The organism is Celeribacter marinus, from assembly GCF_965656515.1.
GTDB classification, from domain to species: Bacteria; Pseudomonadota; Alphaproteobacteria; order Rhodobacterales; family Rhodobacteraceae; genus Celeribacter; species Celeribacter marinus_D.
This window is the reverse complement of the sequence record NZ_CBFHKW010000005.1, coordinates 19378-37117: the sequence shown is the minus strand read 5'-3', so window position 1 is coordinate 37117 and position 17740 is coordinate 19378. Positions and strand designations below refer to the sequence as shown.

Below are 17740 nucleotides of genomic sequence, written 5' to 3'. Positions count from 1 at the left end.
CTTTGATTTGAATCAACGTTTGATGTCGCAGGTCGGGTGGTGCGCGGATGCCGCACAGATACAAAAACGCCGCGGGGTGGGCCTCCCGCGGCGTCATTCTCTACAATCAGGCTCCTCCTCCTGATCGGAGAAAGGCTTAACTGTTCGCAATCAACTCCGACTGCGCGACAATAACCTCTGCTTGTTTGATCGACGCAATATCGACAAGGCGGCCTTTGTAGACGGTCGCGCCTTCGCCATTGGCTTTGGCCACCTCCATTGCGGCCAGGATTTCGCGGGCTTCTGCCACGGCGTCCTCGGAAGGTGTAAAGACCTCGTTTGCCAATGCGATCTGCTTGGGGTGGATCGCCCATTTGCCAACCATCCCAAGTGTCGCTGAGCGGCGCGCCTGTGCGCGGTAGCCTTCATCGTCGGAGAAATCACCAAATGGTCCGTCCACGGGCAATAGCCCATGTGTTCGGCATGCGGCGACGATGGCGGTTTGCGCCCAATGCCACGGATCAGAGTAGTGGCGCGTCTCGCCATGCAGCATGTAGTAATTTTCCTGCGTGCCGCCGATGCCCGTGGTTTGCATACCCATAGACGCGGCAAAGTCAGCGGCGCCGAGGCTGATGGCCTCCATGCGAGGCGAGCTTGCTGCGATGGCTTCGACGTGGGCAATGCCCGCGGCGCTTTCGATGATGACTTCGAACGCCACCTTTTTCGTACGGCCCTTGGCCCGTTCGATCGCAGTGACCAGCGCATCGACGGCATAGACGTCTTCGGCACAGCCCACTTTGGGGATCATAATCTGATCGAGGCGGTCGCCCGCTTGCTCCAACAGGTCCACGACATCGCGATACCAATACGGCGTGTCGAGCGAGTTGATCCGCACAGCGAGCGTCTTGGCGCCCCAATCAATGGTGTTGATCGCCTCGATGATGTTGGCGCGCGCTGTGTCTTTGTCGGAGGGGGCTACGGAATCCTCGAGGTCAAGGTTGATCACATCCGCTGCGGACGCCGCCATTTTCGGGAACAGTTTGGTGTTCGACCCCGGGCCGAAGAGTTGGCAACGGTTGGGGCGGGCAGGGGGCGTGGGTTGCAGGCGGAAGGACATGTGAGAGATTCCTTTGGGTAACGATATTTCTGAATTAATGTATTGTTTGGTATTATCTTGCGCACCGGGATGCAAGATAATTCTGCGTCGCAGCGACGCCCTATGGGCCCGCCGTCTTTCAACCGCCTCATGATAATAAATCCCGAAATAGTTATGATTTTTGGGAGTACCTCCCGAATTGGTGTATTGAATCATCACAAATGAGAGCACTTGCCATCCACAGTCGATCATATTGGACGAAACGCATTGATCCCTAGATGCTACGGACCCCACACGGAGAGCTGCCATGATCGCCACCCCATACCTTCTATTCCTCGGAGATGCCCCCGACCAACTCGCCGCCAAGGTTGCCCAAGGTATCAAAGATTGGCGGCCCGAATACGCGCTCGGTCAATTCCGGATGGAAGACTGCAAAGCCGACATGAAGATCGCTGACATGACACTCGCCGAGGCGAAAGCCGCGGGGGCGAAGACCTTGGTGATCGGTGTGGCCAACCGTGGTGGCGTGATTTCGCAAGCTTGGAAAAAGGTTCTGATCGCGGCGCTGGAGGAGGGCTTCGACATCGCAAGCGGCTTGCACAACCTGTTGACCAATGAGCCTGATCTGGTTGCCGTGGCCGCAGCCTGTGGCCGTGAACTTCATGACGTGCGTGTGCCCTCGGTGGCCTATCCGATTGCCAATGGCGTGAAACGCACGGGCAAACGCTGCCTTGCTGTCGGCACCGATTGTTCGGTGGGCAAAATGTACACCGCCTTGGCGATGGACAAGGTTATGAAACAGCGCGGGGAGAAGTCGACCTTTGCCGCGACAGGCCAGACGGGCATTCTCGTTACGGGCAAAGGTGTGCCGCTTGATGCTGTCGTTGCCGATTTCATGGCAGGGGCTGTCGAATGGCTGACGCCCGACAATGATCCGGATCACTGGGATATGATCGAGGGGCAGGGCAGCCTGTTCCACGTCTCCTATTCCGGTGTCACAATGGCGCTTATTCACGGCGGCCAGCCCGATGCGCTTATCCTTTGTCACGAGCCGACCCGCACCCATATGCGTGGTCTGCCCGACTACGACTTGCCGACCCTTCAGCAGTTGCGCGACACGGCTCTTCCCCTTGCGCGTATCGCGAATTCAGCCTGCGAAGTGGTTGGCATTTCCATCAATACGCAGCACATGAGCGACGACGAGGCTGTTGCCTATCTTGCTGCCGTCGAGGCTGAAATGGAATTGCCTGCGGTTGATCCTTTCCGTCAGGGCGCGGAACGCCTTGTGGATGCGCTGTTGGGAAAGCAAACTGCCCTCGCAGCTGAATAAACGGGGGCAGACATGAGCATCACAGTAGATCGGCAGGCGTTCCGTCTCGCCGAGGCGTTCGTCATATCGCGTGGCGCACGAACCGAGGCGCAGGTTTTGACCGTGCGCGTGTCGCGTGGCGGCGTAACGGGCGTAGGCGAATGCGTGCCCTATGCGCGTTACGGAGAAAGTCTCGACAGCGTGACGGCGCAGATCGAGGGGCTTTCCGGCGGCATCACCCGCGCGGAACTACAGCAGGCTCTTCCCGCGGGTGCGGCGCGCAATGCCGTGGATTGTGCCTTGTGGGATCTGGAGGCGAAGCAGGCGGGCAAACGCATTTGGGACCTCATCGAGCTTCCCAAGCCGATCCCCATGATCACCGCCTATACCCTGTCGCTCGGAGAACCCGAAGCGATGCAGATGGCCGCGGCCAAACACGCGCACCGTCCGCTGTTGAAAATCAAACTTGGCACGCCTGACGATATGGCCCGTTTAGAGGCCGTGCGGCGCGGCGCGCCAAAATCGCGGATCATCGTGGATGCAAACGAGGGGTGGAGCGCAGAGGTCTATAGCGAGCTTGCCCCGCACATGGTGCGTTTGGGGGTTGATCTGGTCGAACAGCCCATGCCAGCGGGCGCAGATGACATGTTAGGCGAAATCGCGCGCCCCTTGCCCGTGTGTGCAGACGAGTCGTGTCATGATCGCGCAAGTCTGCCCGCGCTCAAGGGCAAGTACGACATGGTGAACATCAAGCTCGACAAAACAGGTGGGCTGACAGAAGCCTTGGCGCTGCGCACGCAAGCCCGCAACGAGGGCTACGCCATCATGGTCGGCTGTATGGTCGGATCGTCGCTGGCTATGGCTCCCGCGGTTGTCGTGGCTCAGGGCGCCGCCGTCGTGGACCTTGACGGGCCGCTTCTTTTGGCGGAAGACCGTGCGGACCCTCTGAGCTACAACGCAGATGGTGTGCATCCGCCCACCGCCGCGCTTTGGGGCTAAGGCACTGATTAATTTTAGGAGAGCGACATGACCCGCACTGTTTACGTCAATGGCGAATACCTGCCCGAGACCGAGGCCAAAGTTTCTATTTTTGACCGTGGCTTCCTGATGGCGGACGCGGTGTATGAGGTCACGTCCGTGATCGGCGGAAAGATCATTGATTTTGCGGGCCACTCCGTACGCTTGCAGCGTTCCATGAGCGAGCTCGAAATGGTCTCCCCCGTCACGATGGACGAATTGCTCGCCATCCACCGCGAACTCATTGCCAAGAATGATCTCGATGAGGGTGGCATTTATTTGCAGATCACGCGCGGCGCACCTGGGGATCGTGATTTCGCGTGGCCAGACCCCGAAGAGGTGCCGTGCGGCATCGTGTTGTTTACGTTCAACAAACCGCTCGTGGACAGCAAAGTGATGGACGAGGGCATCAAGGTTATCTCCATCGAAGATCAACGGTGGGGACGCCGCGACATCAAAACGACACAGCTGCTTTATCCGTCTTACGCGAAAATGCAGGCGAAGAAAAAGGGCTGCGCCGATGCGTGGTTGGTCGAGGATGGCCTCGTGACCGAAGGCACCGCGAACAACGCATATATTGTCAAAGACGGCACGATCATCACGCGTCAGCTTGGCAACGATATTTTGCACGGCATCACCCGCGCCGCCATCCTGCGCTTTGCGCGTGAGGCGCAGATGAAGGTTGAGGAACGTCCCTTCACGATTGAAGAGGCGCAACAGGCCGATGAGGCGTTTGTGACCTCCGCTACGGGCTTTGCTCAACCCGTCATCGAAATTGACGGCGCAACAATTGGTACGGGTGTTCCTGGTGATATCTCGAAACGCCTGCGTGAAATCTATACAGAAGAGATGATCAAAACGGCGATCTAATCGCGCAGTTTTACTGAGACGCAATACAAAAGGCCCGCCATAGTGGCGGGCCTTTTCATGTTCATACGCAAGGTATGCAGCTTTAGATCGTGGGCGCAGTGTAGTCGAACGATCCGGTAATGTTGGGAATATCCGCCGCGGTTAGGCCATTCAGTTGTACCACAACGATGCCTTCGTAAGTCCCGACAAGGCCGCCATCATTTTCGGTGAAGATTAGCGTATTGCCGTTTTGAGCCGCGCCAACCCACTCGACGATCAACACATCCTCGTCGGTGTTAAAGTCCGTGATTGTGACAACATCAGAGGCCAACGTGGTCGAGCGGATCGCGTCGAACGTATCACTGCCTGCCCCGCCTGTTGCGGTGTCGCCGTTATCGAAGACAAGGATATCATCGCCGTCCCCCCCGTCCGCAATATCCGCAGAGGAGATATAGTTGGCATCGCCGATAAACCCACGATCGACTGTGGAAACTATGTCATTGCCTGCATCGCCAAAAAGGGAATTTACGCCGCTGGCGTCGATGAGCGTATCGTTGCCTTCGCCACCATTAATTGCGTCGTCCCCGTCATCATCCCCCTCTGTGAGAGCGACGCTTAGATCGACCGTCCGCGCCGTGATATCGTCACCGTCTCCGAGGTTGATTATGTCGTCGCCCAAGCCGCCAACAACCCGATCGTTGCCGTCTCCACCAAACAGAATGTCGTCGCCGTCATCGCCAATGACAAGGTCGTCGCCCAGACCCGCATAAATGGTGTCGTTATTTGCGCCGCCATCCAGAATATCGGCGCCTGTGGCTCCCGTGAGCGTGTCGTTGCCGATGCCGCCCAAGATTGTGTCTGCGCCTGCGCCGCCCGTCAAAGTGTCGTGACCGAGACCGCCGTCTATGGTGTCATCGCCATCTCCGCCGTCAATCGTGTCTTCGCCGTCTTCGCCGAACAGCATATCGTTACCAAGGCCGCCGTTGATCGTATCTCGTCCGCCAAAGCCCTCAATTAGGTCGTCGCCTGCGTCACCATCTAAAACGTCATCGTTTGCGCCGCCGTAAATTTCATCGTTACCGTCACCGCCAGTGATGATGTCGTTGCCACCAAAGCCATATAAAATGTCGTCGTCATTGGTACCATTGAGGGTATTGGCTGTCCCATCACCAATTATAGCCGCGTCCGCATCCCCCTCTTCTGTGGGGTCGGTGGTTTCAGGCACGAGGTCGATATCTTTTGGTGTTTCGGACTCCGTGCCGTTGTCGGGATTTAAATCGTAGTCTGAAATATCATCCCAGTCAGAGATCGCATCAGCTAAAAACCCGATGCCGATGGCGATGGGAATAAGAAACAACGCAGACAGCATAGCGGACTCCAGCTCAAAAAATAACGTAAAAAATCATGATCGCGCCATCACGGCCGACACCTATCGATATCGACCGCGTTAATTATTTGTCAACGAAATGTGGCAACTTTAGGGTGTCGATGATCAGGTGGCGAAACAGTGGTCGCCCATGCGGATGATTGTTTCCCTATTCCGCCTTGAGTGGACCGACATTGGCCTCATAGGCCGCGTTGAATGCCGCCTGTTGCTCTTGCGATGCGGGGCTCTGATTTGCGTCTTTCCACGATTCGTAGGGCATCCCGTAGTAGATTTCGCGTGCCTCGTCTTTTGTCATATCTATACCGCGTGCACTGGCGGCCTCTTGGTACCACCGGCTTAGGCAGTTTCGGCAAAAGCCCGCGAGATTCATCATGTCGATGTTTTGAACATCGGCACGTTTCACCATCAGGTGCTCGCGCAGGGCGCGAAAGGCGGCGGCTTCGATTTCAATGCGGGTTTGGTTGTCGATATCAGTTGTCATGTTCTGTATCCTTTACGGGTCAATTGTCGCCAATGTGGTCCTAAGAATTGGCGCGAGTAAACCCGCCCAACGGCGTTGCGCGTCTGGCGTCTCAATCAGATCAGATCGCAGCTCGATCAGCGCGTTCAATCGCCCTTTGTGCAGCGCGTGTTGATCTATGGCGTCACCTGGAAGGCTTCCATCATATGGCTCGTTGTCGCCAATACATAACCGTTCGCCTATTCTATCTGCCTCGGCCAGAAGTGCGGGGTCCGATTCCATCGCCGCAATCAGCGGGTCGGTTAATCGTTTGTCATAGGCCGAAAGGACGCCAAGTTGCCATGGCCTGCGCGGGCGGGATTTTAGTTGTGGCGTGAAGCTGTGAATGGCCACAACAACGGTGTCGTTTTGGCGGGATGCGAGTGTTTCGTAGGCGTCATGATAGGGGCGGTAATACGCGTTCAGACGGCGTTCAATTTCTGCCGCATCCGCATGGCGATTGGCGGGAATGATCGAGCCGTCATAAATTTTGCGCACCAATGTCGGATCATCCATGCCACGGTTCGGGTCGATCACAAGGCGTGAAAAATCGGTGGCAATCGCGGGACTGTCCAGTAGGCGCGCCAGCTCTATTGTGACGCCGCGCGCCCCCACATCATAGGCAATATGGCGCGCCATATCGGCGGGTGAAATGCCTAAATCGCCGGAGCTCGTCGGGCCGATCTCGTCAGGCACGCGATTGCTCGCATGGTCACAAGTGATAAGCCAACGCCCCGAGCGGGCAGGTCCGATAATTTCGAAATAAGAAGAGTGCGTCATACGTCCATCATGTTTGTTGTGCTATGCATGCTTAAACTGTTTGCGCTAAACACGCCAGTTGTGCCGCCCTTGTGTTTGCGGCATATAGGGGATGGCCCTGATAGAAATGAACTCACCAAGAAGGATGTAAGGCAGTATGCGACGCTTACGGAACGTAAAAATCGTGGCCACACTTGGGCCCGCTTCCAACGACTATGAAATGATCCGCGCACTCGCGGAGGCCGGTGCAGACGTATTCCGTCTCAACATGAGCCATGGAGAGCACGAAGAGATCCGTGTTCGCCACGAGATCATCCGCAAGGTCGAAACCGACCTAGGTCGACCAATTGCGATTCTCGCTGACCTTCAGGGCCCGAAATTGCGCGTTGGCAAATTTTCGTCAGGGGCTCACGAACTTGAAGAAGGCGACAAGTTGCGCCTCGACCTCGATCCGACCCCGGGTGACAGCAAACGCGTCCAGCTTCCACATCCCGAAATTTTTGCGGCGCTCAAGCCCGGTGCAAACCTTCTTGTGAATGACGGCAAGATCCGTCTTCAAGTTGAGGATTGTGGCGAAGATTACGCAAACTGCAATGTTGTTGTGGGGGGCACCATTTCCGACCGCAAAGGCGTGAACGTTCCGGACGTTTTGCTCCCACTTGCCGCTCTGTCCGACAAAGACCGCAAAGACCTCGAATTCACCTGTGAGTTGGGTGTCGATTGGGTTGCGCTGTCATTTGTGCAGCGTCCTGAAGATATGGTTGAGGCCAAACAGCTTGTGGATGGCCGCGCTGCGGTGCTCGCCAAGATTGAAAAGCCGTCTGCCGTTGAGAACTTTGACGATATTTTGGCAGCGTCTGATGGGATCATGGTCGCCCGCGGTGATCTTGGTGTGGAGCTTCCGGTGCATGCCGTTCCACCGATCCAAAAGCGCCTGATCCGCAAATGTCGGGCCGCCGCTAAGCCGGTGATCGTGGCCACGCAGATGCTCGAAAGCATGATCGAAAGCCCGATGCCGACCCGCGCCGAGGTATCCGACGTTGCGACCGCGATCTATGAGGGCGCTGACGCCATTATGCTGTCCGCCGAGTCCGCCGCAGGCAACTACCCGATTGAAGCGGTCACGACGATGCACAACGTGGCGATGGAGGTTGAGAACGACGACACCTACCGCTCCATCATTGATGCATCGCGCTCTGCCTCAAAAGATACCGTGGCCGATGCCATCGTGTCCGCTGCTCGAGAAATTGCAGAGACAACCAACGTTAAGGCGATCGTGTGTTACTCCGAGAGTGGCACAACCGCATCTCTTACGGCGCGCGAGCGTCCACACGTGCCAATCATCGCAATGACATCACGCCGCAAAACTGCGCGCAAGTTGTGCCTCTATTGGGGTATGCACTGTGTGATAACGAGTGAGGTCGAGCGCTTTAAAATGGCCGTGGTCAATGCAGCTCGTGCGGCGCGCACCGCGGGCTTTGCCACCGAGAAAGATATGATCGTGGTCACGGCGGGGATTCCGTTCAATCAACCGGGCTCGACAAACATCCTTCGTGTTGCTCCATGCGACGAACGCTTGATTTTCAACACCGATCCGGAATAATTGCGGTCTTAACGTCGTAATTTTGGTGGTGGGGTTTATGGATACCGATCTGTTTCTTGTACTTGGCACGGTAATCTTGGTCCTCGCTATTCCAACCGTGATTGGGGCATTGTCTGAAAGTCGGCCGCCCCGCGCCGCGGCTATACTGGTTATGATCGGCGGGGGTCTTGTGATCCTCGCCGTCACACAACATCCCGGTGGATATACGGTGGGAGATATCCCAATGGCATTGACCCGCGTTTTAGGCCGCTATTTCTAATAAATAGGCCAAAAGACCCATAAATTGCATCAATTACACTTGTCAAAGACGTCTGTGCGTGTAATTGGACGCGCTCATGGTGCGGGACCGGCTCAAAGGCATGCCGAGTCGCGCGTTTTAACCATCGAAAAATAGGAGATGGAAATGCCCAAGATGAAGACCAAATCGAGCGCTAAGAAGCGCTTTAAAGTGACCGCCACTGGCAAGGTCATGGCAGGTCAGGCCGGCAAACGCCACGGCATGATCAAACGCCACAAGAAATTTATCCGTGACGCACGTGGCACAACCACGCTCTCCGCACCAGATGCGAAGATCGTGAAGTCCTACATGCCATACGACCGCTAAGAAGGAGCTAGGATATGTCCCGCACCAAAGGTGGTACCGTTACCCACGCCCGTCACCGTAAAATCGTTAAGGCCGCGAAAGGCTATTATGGCGCCCGTAGCCGTAACTTCCGCACCGCAACGCAGGCTGTCGATAAGGCAAACCAATACGCGACACGCGACCGTAAAAATCGCAAGCGCAATTTCCGCGCTTTGTGGATCCAGCGTATCAACGCTGCTGTTCGCGCGCACGATGATGGTTTGACGTACTCGAAGTTCATCAACGGCCTGTCGCTTGCCGGTATCGAAGTGGACCGTAAGGTTCTCGCCGATCTCGCCGTGCACGAGCCCGAAGCGTTTGGCGCCATCGTCGATAAGGCGAAGGCCGCGCTCTAAGTTTTCCACACGGAAAACCGCAAAATTGAAGCCGCGGACCTCCATAGGAGGCTCGCGGCTTCTTGCTTTTCAAGCCCTCCGTGATACCAAGCGGGGGAACATGAATAAGGGCGCACACCGATTGCAGGAACGCCCAGAATACAGGGGTGTCAGATGGACGACCTAAAGACCAAATACCTCACCGCCATTTTGAATGCGGGCGACGAGACCACGCTTGAGGACATCCGCCTTCAGGCTGTTGGAAAAAAGGGCGAAGTGGCTCTGAAAATGCGCGAGCTTGGCAAAATGACGCCCGAGCAGCGCCAAGAGGTCGGCCCCAAACTCAACGCGCTCAAAGACGAGATCAACGCGGCACTTGCCGCCAAAAAGATCGCTCTTGAGGATGCCGCCCTTGATGCTCGTCTTGCCGAAGAGTGGCTTGACGTCACTCTCCCCGCACGTGCGCGTCCGCAAGGCACGCTGCACCCGATTTCGCGTGTCTCCGATGAGATTTACGCGATCTTTGCCGATCTCGGGTTTGCCGTGGCCGAAGGCCCGCAGATCGAGGACGACTGGCACAATTTCGACGCGCTCAACATTCCGCCGCACCATCCCGCACGCCAAGAGCATGATACGTTCTATATGCACCGTGCCGAGGGCGATGACCGCGCCCCGCATGTGTTGCGCACGCATACGTCCCCCGTCCAAATCCGCGCCTTGACCGAACAGGGCGCGCCGATCCGCATTATTGCGCCGGGCCGTGTGTACCGTTGTGATTACGACCAGACCCACACGCCGATGTTCCACCAAGTTGAGGGGATGTGCCTTGGCAAAGACGTGTCGATGGCCAACCTCAAATGGGTCCTCGAAGAGTTCTTTACCGCGTTTTTCGGCACCAAAGTCAAAACCCGTTTTCGCGCCTCGCACTTTCCGTTCACTGAGCCCTCGGCGGAGGTGGATATCCAGTGCAAATGGGACAATGGCACCGTCAAAGTGGGCGAGGGCGACGATTGGCTCGAAGTGTTGGGCAGCGGCATGATGCACCCCAACGTGCTCAAAGCGGGCGGCATCGACCCCGATGAATGGCAAGGCTTTGCCTTCGGCATGGGCATCGACCGCCTTGCCATGCTCAAATACGGCATCCCCGACCTACGCGCCTTCTTTGACAGCGACCTGCGCTGGCTGCGCCATTACGGGTTTAATCCGCTCGGCGTGCCTACGTTGGCGGGGGGGATTCACGGGTGATGGAATGGTTTCGCGAACTGACGCAGGAGCAAGCGACAGTAATCGTGTCAACAATTGGCACGATTACTGCAGTAGTTGTTGCTTTCCTTGCTGCTAGTTTAGCGACTAAAAAAGATACTCGAATAAAGCGATTGGATAGACAGTTTAGCTTTAGAGATCGCCGAGAACGTGAATATTCTGAATTCATATTATCGATGAACAACGCATTGCAAATCTACTTTGAGAACTTGGAGCTAGGAACCGAAAGTGTTTCATTTGAGGCATTTCGGGCAATTGAAGGAACGGCTCAAGAGTTGGATACAGCTTCCATGAGGCTTCGCATCGCGGTACCGGATTTTGTAGCTCATGCAGTTCTTAATTTGAATGGACACATTCAGAATGCCCTTCTTTCTCTGCGGCCTGACGTGCCCAGTTATTCGCTAAAAAATGAGTTTGAAATAGCAAAGCAGAACATGCTCCGATCCTTTGAAGTGGATCTTGATCTGATCGAAGATAGCAGGGATCGTGGAGAGTATCGGAATAAAGTGTTGCGTGAAAACAAACGCTATAAGCGCCAAACACAAGGTAGCCCAAAATGACCGACCAAAACGACAACATGGAAGACCTCCAAATCACTTACCCCGGCGCGGGGACGTTTCGGTTGGCGGAGGATGAGGCGCGGGTGAATGCGTTGAACCTGCTCGTGGCATCGGGCAAGAAAACCGCGACCTGTTTGCCGTTTTCCGAGTTCGACAATGACCCTGACGCGCTCCCGCAAGTGGGGCGTGCCGACATCATTGCAAACTGGGACGGCACCCCCGCAATGGTTGTGCGCACGCTCAAAGTGGACCGCATCAAGTTCCGTCATGTGACGCCGCAAATGGCGAAGCTTGAAGGCGAGGACAAAGACATCGACGCATGGCGCAAACGCATCACCAAAGCGTTCGGCACACGCGGTGAAAAGGGCTTTGATCTGGACCGCGATACGCTTTTGGTTTTTGAAACATTCGAATTGGTTGAGGATTTGGGCGTCCGCTAACGCCCCCTCCCGACACGCAAACCGACGCCCGCATGGGCAAGGAGATAACGCTATGAAATTCACGCTGTCTTGGCTCAAAGAGCACCTCGAAACCGATGCCTCGCTCGACGACATCCTTTATGCGCTGACCGATCTGGGTCTCGAAGTGGAAGGCGTGGAAAACCCCGCCGAGGCGCTCAAGGGCTTTAAGCTCGTGAAAGTGCGCGAGGCCGTGGGCCATCCCGATGCCGACAAATTACGTGTTTGCACCGTCGACACCGACGAGGGCGAAACCCAGATCGTGTGCGGCGCGCCCAACGCGCGGGCGGGCATCACCGCCGTTCTGGCCAAGCCGGGCATGTATATTCCGGGGTTGGATATTACGATTTCTGTCGGCAAAATCCGCGGTGTCGAGAGCTTTGGCATGATGGCGTCCATGCGTGAATTGAACCTCGGTGAGGATCATGACGGGATTATCGAGCTTGAGGGCGGCGAGATCGGCATGGAGTTTGCCGACTATCTGGCGCAACATGACCCGTCCAAAGTCGAGCCTGTGATCGAGATTGCGATTACCCCGAACCGTCCCGATGCGCTTGGCGTGCACGGGATTGCCCGTGATCTGGCCGCGCGCGGTCTTGGCACGCTCAAAACCCCAGTGACCCCGATCGTTGCGGGCGCTTTTCCCAATCCGATTTCCGTGACGATCGAGGCAGGGGCCGAAGACGGTTGTTTGGTTTTTGCGGGGCGTTTGATCAAGGGTGTGAAAAACGGCCCCTCACCACAGTGGTTGCAGGATCGTTTGACCGCGATTGGTCTTCGTCCGATTTCGGCGCTTGTCGATGTCACCAACTTTTTCACCTATGATCGCAACCGCCCGCTACACGTTTTTGACGCGGGCAAAGTAGAGGGTGGTCTGTCCATCCACCGCGCCACGGGCGGCGAAACGCTCGTGGCTCTGGACGAGAAAACCTACACCATGCCCGAGGGCGCGATGGTGATTTCGTCGGGTGGCAAGGTGGAAAGCGTTGCGGGCGTCATGGGCGGTTTGGAAACGGGCTGTACCGACGACACCGTGGACGTGTTTGTTGAGGCGGCGGTGTGGAATACGCTCGATATCGCCAAGTCCGGCCGTGCGCTCAAAATCAATTCCGATGCGCGGTACCGCAACGAGCGCGGCATTGATCCCGCCTACAACATGCAAGCGATGGAAGACGCCACCGCGATGATCCTTGAGTTGTGCGGTGGAACGCCGTCCGAGGTTGTTGTCGCAGGGGCTGTGCCTGACGTGTCGCGCGCCTATGCGCTAGATACTGACCGCGTGCAGTCGCTCGTTGGCATGGAAATCACGCCCGCGCGTCAGGTCGAAATCCTGACTGCCTTGGGGTTCGAGATCGACGGCGATATGGCCAAGGTGCCGTCTTGGCGTCCAGATGTGCTTGGCTCTGCGGACCTTGTCGAGGAAGTCGCCCGCGTTGAAAGCCTCACGAATCTGGAGCCAAAACCCTTGTCGCGTCCTACGGGTGTGGCCAAGCAAATCCAAACGCCGATGCAGGTGCGCGAAAGTGCGGCGCGCCACACGGCTGCTGCTTTGGGTTACAACGAATGCGTCACCTATTCCTTTGTGGATGAGGCCTCAGCACAGCTGTTCGGCGGTGGAACGGATGCGGTGAAATTGCAAAACCCGATCTCGTCCGAGATGAGCCATATGCGTCCTGATCTATTGATCGGCCTGTTGCAAGCGGCGAGCCGCAACCAAGCGCGCGGGTTTGCCGATTTGTCTCTGTTTGAATGCGGCCCTGCGTTCCACGGTGGTGAGCCGGGTGAGCAGCATGTGCAACTGGCGGGCCTGCTCGTCGGTGCGAATGGTCCCAAAGATGTGCATGGCGAACGCCGCGCTACCGACCTGTATGATGCCAAAGCGGACGCAGAAGCAATTCTGGCCGCCATTGGCGCGCCCGCCAAAGCGCAGATCACGCGCGATGCTTCCGCGTGGTTTCATCCTGGTCGGTCGGGAAAAATTTGCCTTGGCCCGAAAAAAATCCTCGCGCAGTTTGGCGAAGTGCACCCCAAAGTGCTCAAACAGATGGGGGTCAAAGGCAACGCCGTGGCGTTCACCGTCTACCTCGACGCGGCACCGATGCCGCGCGGCGTCAAAGTGGCGCGTTCGGCATTTTTCACTAATGATCTACAAGCGGTCGAGCGTGATTTTGCCTTTGTTGTGGATAAATCCGTCAATGCGCTTGATGTTGTGAATGCCGCGGGTGGCGCCGACAAGGCTCTGATTTCAGATGTGCGCGTATTTGATGAGTTCGTCGGTGGGTCGCTCGGTGAGGACAAGAAATCCCTCGCCATTACCGTGCGCATTCAACCTACAGAGGCGACGCTCAAGGAAAAGGACCTTGATGAACTGTCGGCCAAAGTGGTTGCGAAAGTCGAGAAAGCTACGGGCGGCACCTTGCGCGGATAACGCACGCTAGTAAGATTATGACATGAAAAGGGGGCTACGGCCTCCTTTTCCACAGGTAAGGGAGAGAGATATGAAGGTCTATTTGTCAGGCGAGATTCACACCGATTGGCGCGATCAAATTGTGGCGGGGGCGGTAGGACTTGATGTCGAATTTTCCGCGCCAGTAACTGATCACGCGGCTTCAGATGATTGCGGTGTCGCGATCTTGGGAGCGGAGCCTGACAAGTTTTGGCATGATCACAAAGGTGCAAAACTCAACGCGATCCGTACGCGCGCGGCCATTGACGCGGCTGATGTGGTCGTGGTGCGGTTTGGTGAAAAATACAAACAATGGAACGCCGCGTTTGATGCGGGTTATGCTGCGGCCAAAGGCAAGGCGTTGATCGTTATGCACGGGGCCGATCATCAGCATGCGCTCAAAGAAGTTGATGCCGCGGCGCTTGCAGTGTGCGAAACGCCGCAGCAGGTGGTTGATATGCTACGCTATGTGCAAAACGGGACTCTACCGTCCTGAATTATGCAGGGCGCGCGGGAATGTTTTTCGCGCGCTGCACGGCGGGACGGGCGTAAAACCGTTCGATATACGCGGGGACATTCGTTAGATCCGCAAACCCCGTGATATCATGCGCGCCGTAAAAATCGAGGGCATTGAGCCACGGGGCAAGGGCCATGTCTGCGATGGAATACTCGCCCATCATCCACTCACGCCCGTCTAAGCGGGATTCGACCACGGATAGGAGTCGTTTTGCCTCGTTTGCGTAACGGTCGCGTGCGGTTTTGTCGTCCATCGTGGCGCCTGCGAATTTGTGGAAAAACCCCAGCTGCCCGAACATCGGACCCACGCCGCCCATCTGGAACATGAGCCACTGGATCGTCTCGAATTTGGTCTTGGGATCGGCGGAGAGGAATTGTCCGGATTTTTCGGCCAGATAGATTAGGATAGCGCCGCTCTCAAACAGTTCGATTTGTGCGCCGTCTGGGCCGTTTGGATCGATGATTGCAGGAATTTTGTTGTTGGGGTTAAGGCTCAAAAATGCCTCGCTTTTTACGTCTGCATCCGCGAGCGTGACCAAATGCGGCTCATACTCTAGCCCCATTTCCTCAAGGGCCACCGAGACTTTCACGCCATTGGGTGTTGGAAAGGAGTAGAATTGTAACATGGACGGATTTTTGGCGGGCCAACGTGTGGTGATCGGGTGGGAGAGGGTCTGCGGCATGGATCAGCTTTCTATGAGGACTGTGATGTCTATGTACCTAAGGGCGCGGGTGGGGTGTCAAAAGGGCTGTCGACTGTTCAAAAGTATGGTAGGCAGTGTGCGGAGCTGTGGCAGGTTGTCGCGGCCATTGGTGGGACTTAAGTGGGACAAAAACCATGTTGAAAGAATTTAAAGACTTCATCGCCAAAGGCAATGTCATGGACATGGCTGTTGGTATTATCATCGGCGCAGCCTTTACCGCGATCGTAAAATCCTTGGTCGACGACCTGATCAATCCGTTCATTGGCTTGTTCATGGGCGGCATCGACTTTGCGAATAAATATATCGTTTTGTCGGGCGATGTCATGGCGGGGACATCTTTGGCTGACGCGCGCGAAAGTGGCGCTGCGATTTTTGCCTACGGCTCGTTCATCATGGCGATTATCAACTTTTTGATCATTGCGTTTGTGGTGTTCATGCTCGTGCGCTACGTCAACAAGGTTAAAGCGGCCACAGAGACACCCGTTGAGGCTGCACCAGAGGCACCCGCGGGACCATCAGAACTTGATGTGTTGCTCGAAATTCGCGATTCTCTCGCAAAGAAATAAGTCAAACGCGAACACGATTTGATGAAATTGAGGCCCGCCGGAGAACTCCGGCGGGCCTTTTGCGTGGTTGGGATGCCACGCACTGTGGGGACACATCATATCATACGTGTCACCACGCGCTTTCCGTCGCGCCTTGCGTATAAAAAATGTCTGTGAAACACTCTCCCATAATCTGGGTCAGTTTGGGATAATCAGCCACCATGACAGCATTGGACGATACTGATCGCCGTATTTTACGCATTTTGCAGCGTAATGGCCGCATTTCTAACGCGGATTTAGCTGTTCAGGCCAATGTGTCGTCGTCTGCCTGTCATCGCCGCGTACAGCGGATGGAGGCCGAGGGTGTGATCCGGGACTACGCCGCGATGCTCGATCCGCGCCATGTGGATCGTCGTGCAACGGTGTTCGTCGAGGTCACGCTCGATAGTCAGGCTGATGAGACATTGGATGAATTCGAACGGGCCGTGGCCTTGGTCGAGGACGTTTTGGAATGTCACCTCATGGCGGGGGCAGCGGATTACATGCTTAAAGTTGTTGCTGCGGATACCGAACACTTTGCGCAATTGCATCGCCGTTTGGTGTGTTTGCCGGGCGTGCAGAAAATGCAGTCATCCTTTGCCATGCGAACCGTTTTTAAAACCACGGCCTTGCCTGTGTGAAAGATCGGATTTGGGAAAACCGTATTATGCGTGCTACGATTGAGATGTCGCAACGGGGAGGGCGCGGCATATGAAACGGATAAACCACGCAGATAACATCATTTCCGCCGTCGAATCGGGGTCTGTAGGATCGCGACTAACGGCCAGTTGGCGCAGGTCGCTTAACAAGCACGGGCTTGATCCGACCTTAAGCCATGCTCCGCGCCGGTTTGAAAGTGCCGAAATCAATGATCGCCGCGACAGCATGGGATCGTTTATGACCGTTGCCACGCCAAAGTTGGATCAGCTGTTCCAAATGGTTGGTCAAACCGGATGTTGCGTTTTGCTGACGGACCGCGAGGGAGTCGTGCTTGATCTTCGCTCCTCGGACGGCGATGCGGCAACTTTTGAAAAATGGGGCCTGTGGTACGGGGCGGATTGGTCCGAGGGAGCAGAGGGCACCAACGGCATCGGCACCTGCATTGCCGAAGCGCGTCAGGTCACAATTCATCGTAACGAACACTTTTTGAGCCGCAATACTGCGATGTCTTGTATGGACGCGCCCATTTTTGGCCCCGATGGCGAATTAATTGCCGCGTTGGACGTCTCGTCGTGCCGCGCCGATCAAACGGAAAGTTATTCACGGCTGATTTCGGGTGTGGTTGCACAAACCGCGAAACAGATAGAAACCGAAGCTTTTCGTGCGGCCTTTCCAAAGGCGCGGATTGTCACCTCTCCCGAGGAGCGTCCTGAGGGTGCGGTGCTGTTGGCCGTCGATAGTGATGATCTTATCGTGGGCGCAACCCGCGCCGCACGCCGCGTATTCGGCTTGGGGCAAGGCGGCGCACTCACGCCGCGCCCCGCCTCAGATATTTTAGGGCGCGATACTACAGCATCGGCGTTGGAGCGCGCTGAACGCGCGGCGCTAAAACGGGCGATTGCACGTTCGGGCGGCAATCTGTCGGCGGCAGCGCGCGCATTGGGAATCGGGCGTGCGACCCTGTATCGTCGTATGGGGCGACTGGGTATCGACGTGGCCTAGCAGGCGCGCACATCCTCTCCGATACGTTTGAAAATCCCGTAATCTGATCAAAAGTGTCTCACGGGTGAGACACTTCTTGTGTGTGCTGCGGT

20 protein-coding genes are annotated in these 17740 nt (G+C 56.3%); 15 read left to right on the top strand and 5 right to left on the bottom strand.

From position 1 onward, the window contains the following. Positions 1–136 precede the first annotated feature (136 nt). The gene (locus ACTG34_RS02210; protein WP_439103407.1) at positions 137–1096 is read right to left on the bottom strand and encodes an L-malyl-CoA/beta-methylmalyl-CoA lyase; all 960 of its coding nucleotides are present in this window, start codon (positions 1094–1096) and stop codon (positions 137–139) included. 286 nt (positions 1097–1382) lie between these two features. Between ACTG34_RS02210 and dgcN the strand changes: the two genes are divergently transcribed. From dgcN to ACTG34_RS02195, 3 genes are read left to right on the top strand one after another with little or no spacing between them, the layout of a single operon-like run. Further along, the gene (gene dgcN / locus ACTG34_RS02205; protein WP_439103406.1) at positions 1383–2405 is read left to right on the top strand and encodes an N-acetyltransferase DgcN; all 1023 of its coding nucleotides are present in this window, start codon (positions 1383–1385) and stop codon (positions 2403–2405) included. Between the two features lie 12 nt (positions 2406–2417). Next, positions 2418–3383 carry an N-acetyl-D-Glu racemase DgcA gene (dgcA, locus tag ACTG34_RS02200; RefSeq protein WP_439103405.1) on the top strand — a complete coding sequence of 322 codons (966 nt, stop codon included), beginning with the start codon at positions 2418–2420 and terminating at the stop codon, positions 3381–3383. 27 nt (positions 3384–3410) lie between these two features. After that, positions 3411–4271 (top strand): D-amino-acid transaminase, encoded by an 861-nt coding sequence (locus ACTG34_RS02195; protein WP_439103404.1) that lies wholly within the window; start codon positions 3411–3413, stop codon positions 4269–4271. Between the two features lie 82 nt (positions 4272–4353). On the opposite strand, the gene ACTG34_RS02190 is transcribed toward ACTG34_RS02195, so the two are convergent. From ACTG34_RS02190 to ACTG34_RS02180, 3 genes are all read right to left on the bottom strand, one after another. Beyond that, positions 4354–5619: a calcium-binding protein gene (locus ACTG34_RS02190; RefSeq protein ID WP_439103403.1), complete on the bottom strand. Its 1266-nt coding sequence runs from the start codon at positions 5617–5619 to the stop codon at positions 4354–4356. 166 nt (positions 5620–5785) lie between these two features. Further along, the gene (locus tag ACTG34_RS02185) at positions 5786–6118 is read right to left on the bottom strand and encodes a DUF1244 domain-containing protein (RefSeq protein ID WP_439103402.1); all 333 of its coding nucleotides are present in this window, start codon (positions 6116–6118) and stop codon (positions 5786–5788) included. Between the two features lie 12 nt (positions 6119–6130). Next, complete coding sequence (locus ACTG34_RS02180; RefSeq protein WP_439103401.1) at positions 6131–6916, bottom strand: N-formylglutamate amidohydrolase; 786 nt, start codon at positions 6914–6916, stop codon at positions 6131–6133. A 136-nt stretch (positions 6917–7052) separates the two neighbouring features. On the opposite strand from ACTG34_RS02180, the gene pyk reads away from it, so the two are divergent. The 9 genes from pyk (at position 7053) to ACTG34_RS02135 (ending at position 14678) form a co-directional block, all read left to right on the top strand. Next, positions 7053–8498 carry a pyruvate kinase gene (pyk, locus tag ACTG34_RS02175; protein WP_439103400.1) on the top strand — a complete coding sequence of 482 codons (1446 nt, stop codon included), beginning with the start codon at positions 7053–7055 and terminating at the stop codon, positions 8496–8498. A gap of 37 nt (positions 8499–8535) precedes the next feature. Next, on the top strand, positions 8536–8757 hold the full coding sequence (locus ACTG34_RS02170) for a hypothetical protein (RefSeq protein ID WP_439103399.1): 222 nt from the start codon (positions 8536–8538) through the stop codon (positions 8755–8757). 144 nt (positions 8758–8901) lie between these two features. Next, positions 8902–9102, top strand: a complete 201-nt coding sequence (gene rpmI / locus ACTG34_RS02165; protein ID WP_058247396.1) for a 50S ribosomal protein L35 — start codon at positions 8902–8904, stop codon at positions 9100–9102. 14 nt (positions 9103–9116) lie between these two features. Next, entirely contained in the window at positions 9117–9476 is a 360-nt protein-coding gene (gene rplT / locus ACTG34_RS02160; RefSeq protein ID WP_062216829.1) for a 50S ribosomal protein L20, read from the top strand. A 153-nt stretch (positions 9477–9629) separates the two neighbouring features. Further along, positions 9630–10700 carry a phenylalanine--tRNA ligase subunit alpha gene (pheS, locus tag ACTG34_RS02155; RefSeq protein WP_439103398.1) on the top strand — a complete coding sequence of 357 codons (1071 nt, stop codon included), beginning with the start codon at positions 9630–9632 and terminating at the stop codon, positions 10698–10700. Continuing rightward, the gene (locus ACTG34_RS02150; RefSeq protein WP_439103397.1) at positions 10700–11278 is read left to right on the top strand and encodes a hypothetical protein; all 579 of its coding nucleotides are present in this window, start codon (positions 10700–10702) and stop codon (positions 11276–11278) included. The genes pheS and ACTG34_RS02150 overlap by 1 nt, the downstream gene beginning before the upstream one ends. Further along, a complete protein-coding gene (locus tag ACTG34_RS02145; protein ID WP_062216820.1) occupies positions 11275–11718 on the top strand; it encodes an ASCH domain-containing protein in 444 nt (147 codons plus the stop codon). The genes ACTG34_RS02150 and ACTG34_RS02145 overlap by 4 nt, the downstream gene beginning before the upstream one ends. 52 nt (positions 11719–11770) lie before the next feature. Next, positions 11771–14164 carry a phenylalanine--tRNA ligase subunit beta gene (gene pheT / locus ACTG34_RS02140; protein ID WP_439103396.1) on the top strand — a complete coding sequence of 798 codons (2394 nt, stop codon included), beginning with the start codon at positions 11771–11773 and terminating at the stop codon, positions 14162–14164. A 70-nt stretch (positions 14165–14234) separates the two neighbouring features. Further along, complete coding sequence (locus ACTG34_RS02135) at positions 14235–14678, top strand: YtoQ family protein (RefSeq protein WP_439103395.1); 444 nt, start codon at positions 14235–14237, stop codon at positions 14676–14678. 1 nt (position 14679) lies between these two features. On the opposite strand, the gene ACTG34_RS02130 is transcribed toward ACTG34_RS02135, so the two are convergent. Beyond that, positions 14680–15381, bottom strand: coding sequence for a glutathione S-transferase family protein (locus ACTG34_RS02130; RefSeq protein WP_439103394.1), 702 nt, complete (start codon positions 15379–15381; stop codon positions 14680–14682). A 155-nt stretch (positions 15382–15536) separates the two neighbouring features. Here ACTG34_RS02130 and mscL point away from each other — a divergent pair, with 155 nt between their 5' ends. The 3 genes from mscL (at position 15537) to ACTG34_RS02115 (ending at position 17648) form a co-directional block, all read left to right on the top strand. Further along, entirely contained in the window at positions 15537–15968 is a 432-nt protein-coding gene (mscL, locus tag ACTG34_RS02125) for a large conductance mechanosensitive channel protein MscL (RefSeq protein ID WP_439103393.1), read from the top strand. Positions 15969–16168: 200 nt separating this feature from the next. Then, positions 16169–16627 (top strand): Lrp/AsnC family transcriptional regulator, encoded by a 459-nt coding sequence (locus ACTG34_RS02120; RefSeq protein ID WP_439103392.1) that lies wholly within the window; start codon positions 16169–16171, stop codon positions 16625–16627. 70 nt (positions 16628–16697) lie between these two features. Then, positions 16698–17648 (top strand): GAF domain-containing protein, encoded by a 951-nt coding sequence (locus ACTG34_RS02115; RefSeq protein WP_439103391.1) that lies wholly within the window; start codon positions 16698–16700, stop codon positions 17646–17648. The last annotated feature ends 92 nt before the right edge of the window (positions 17649–17740 follow it).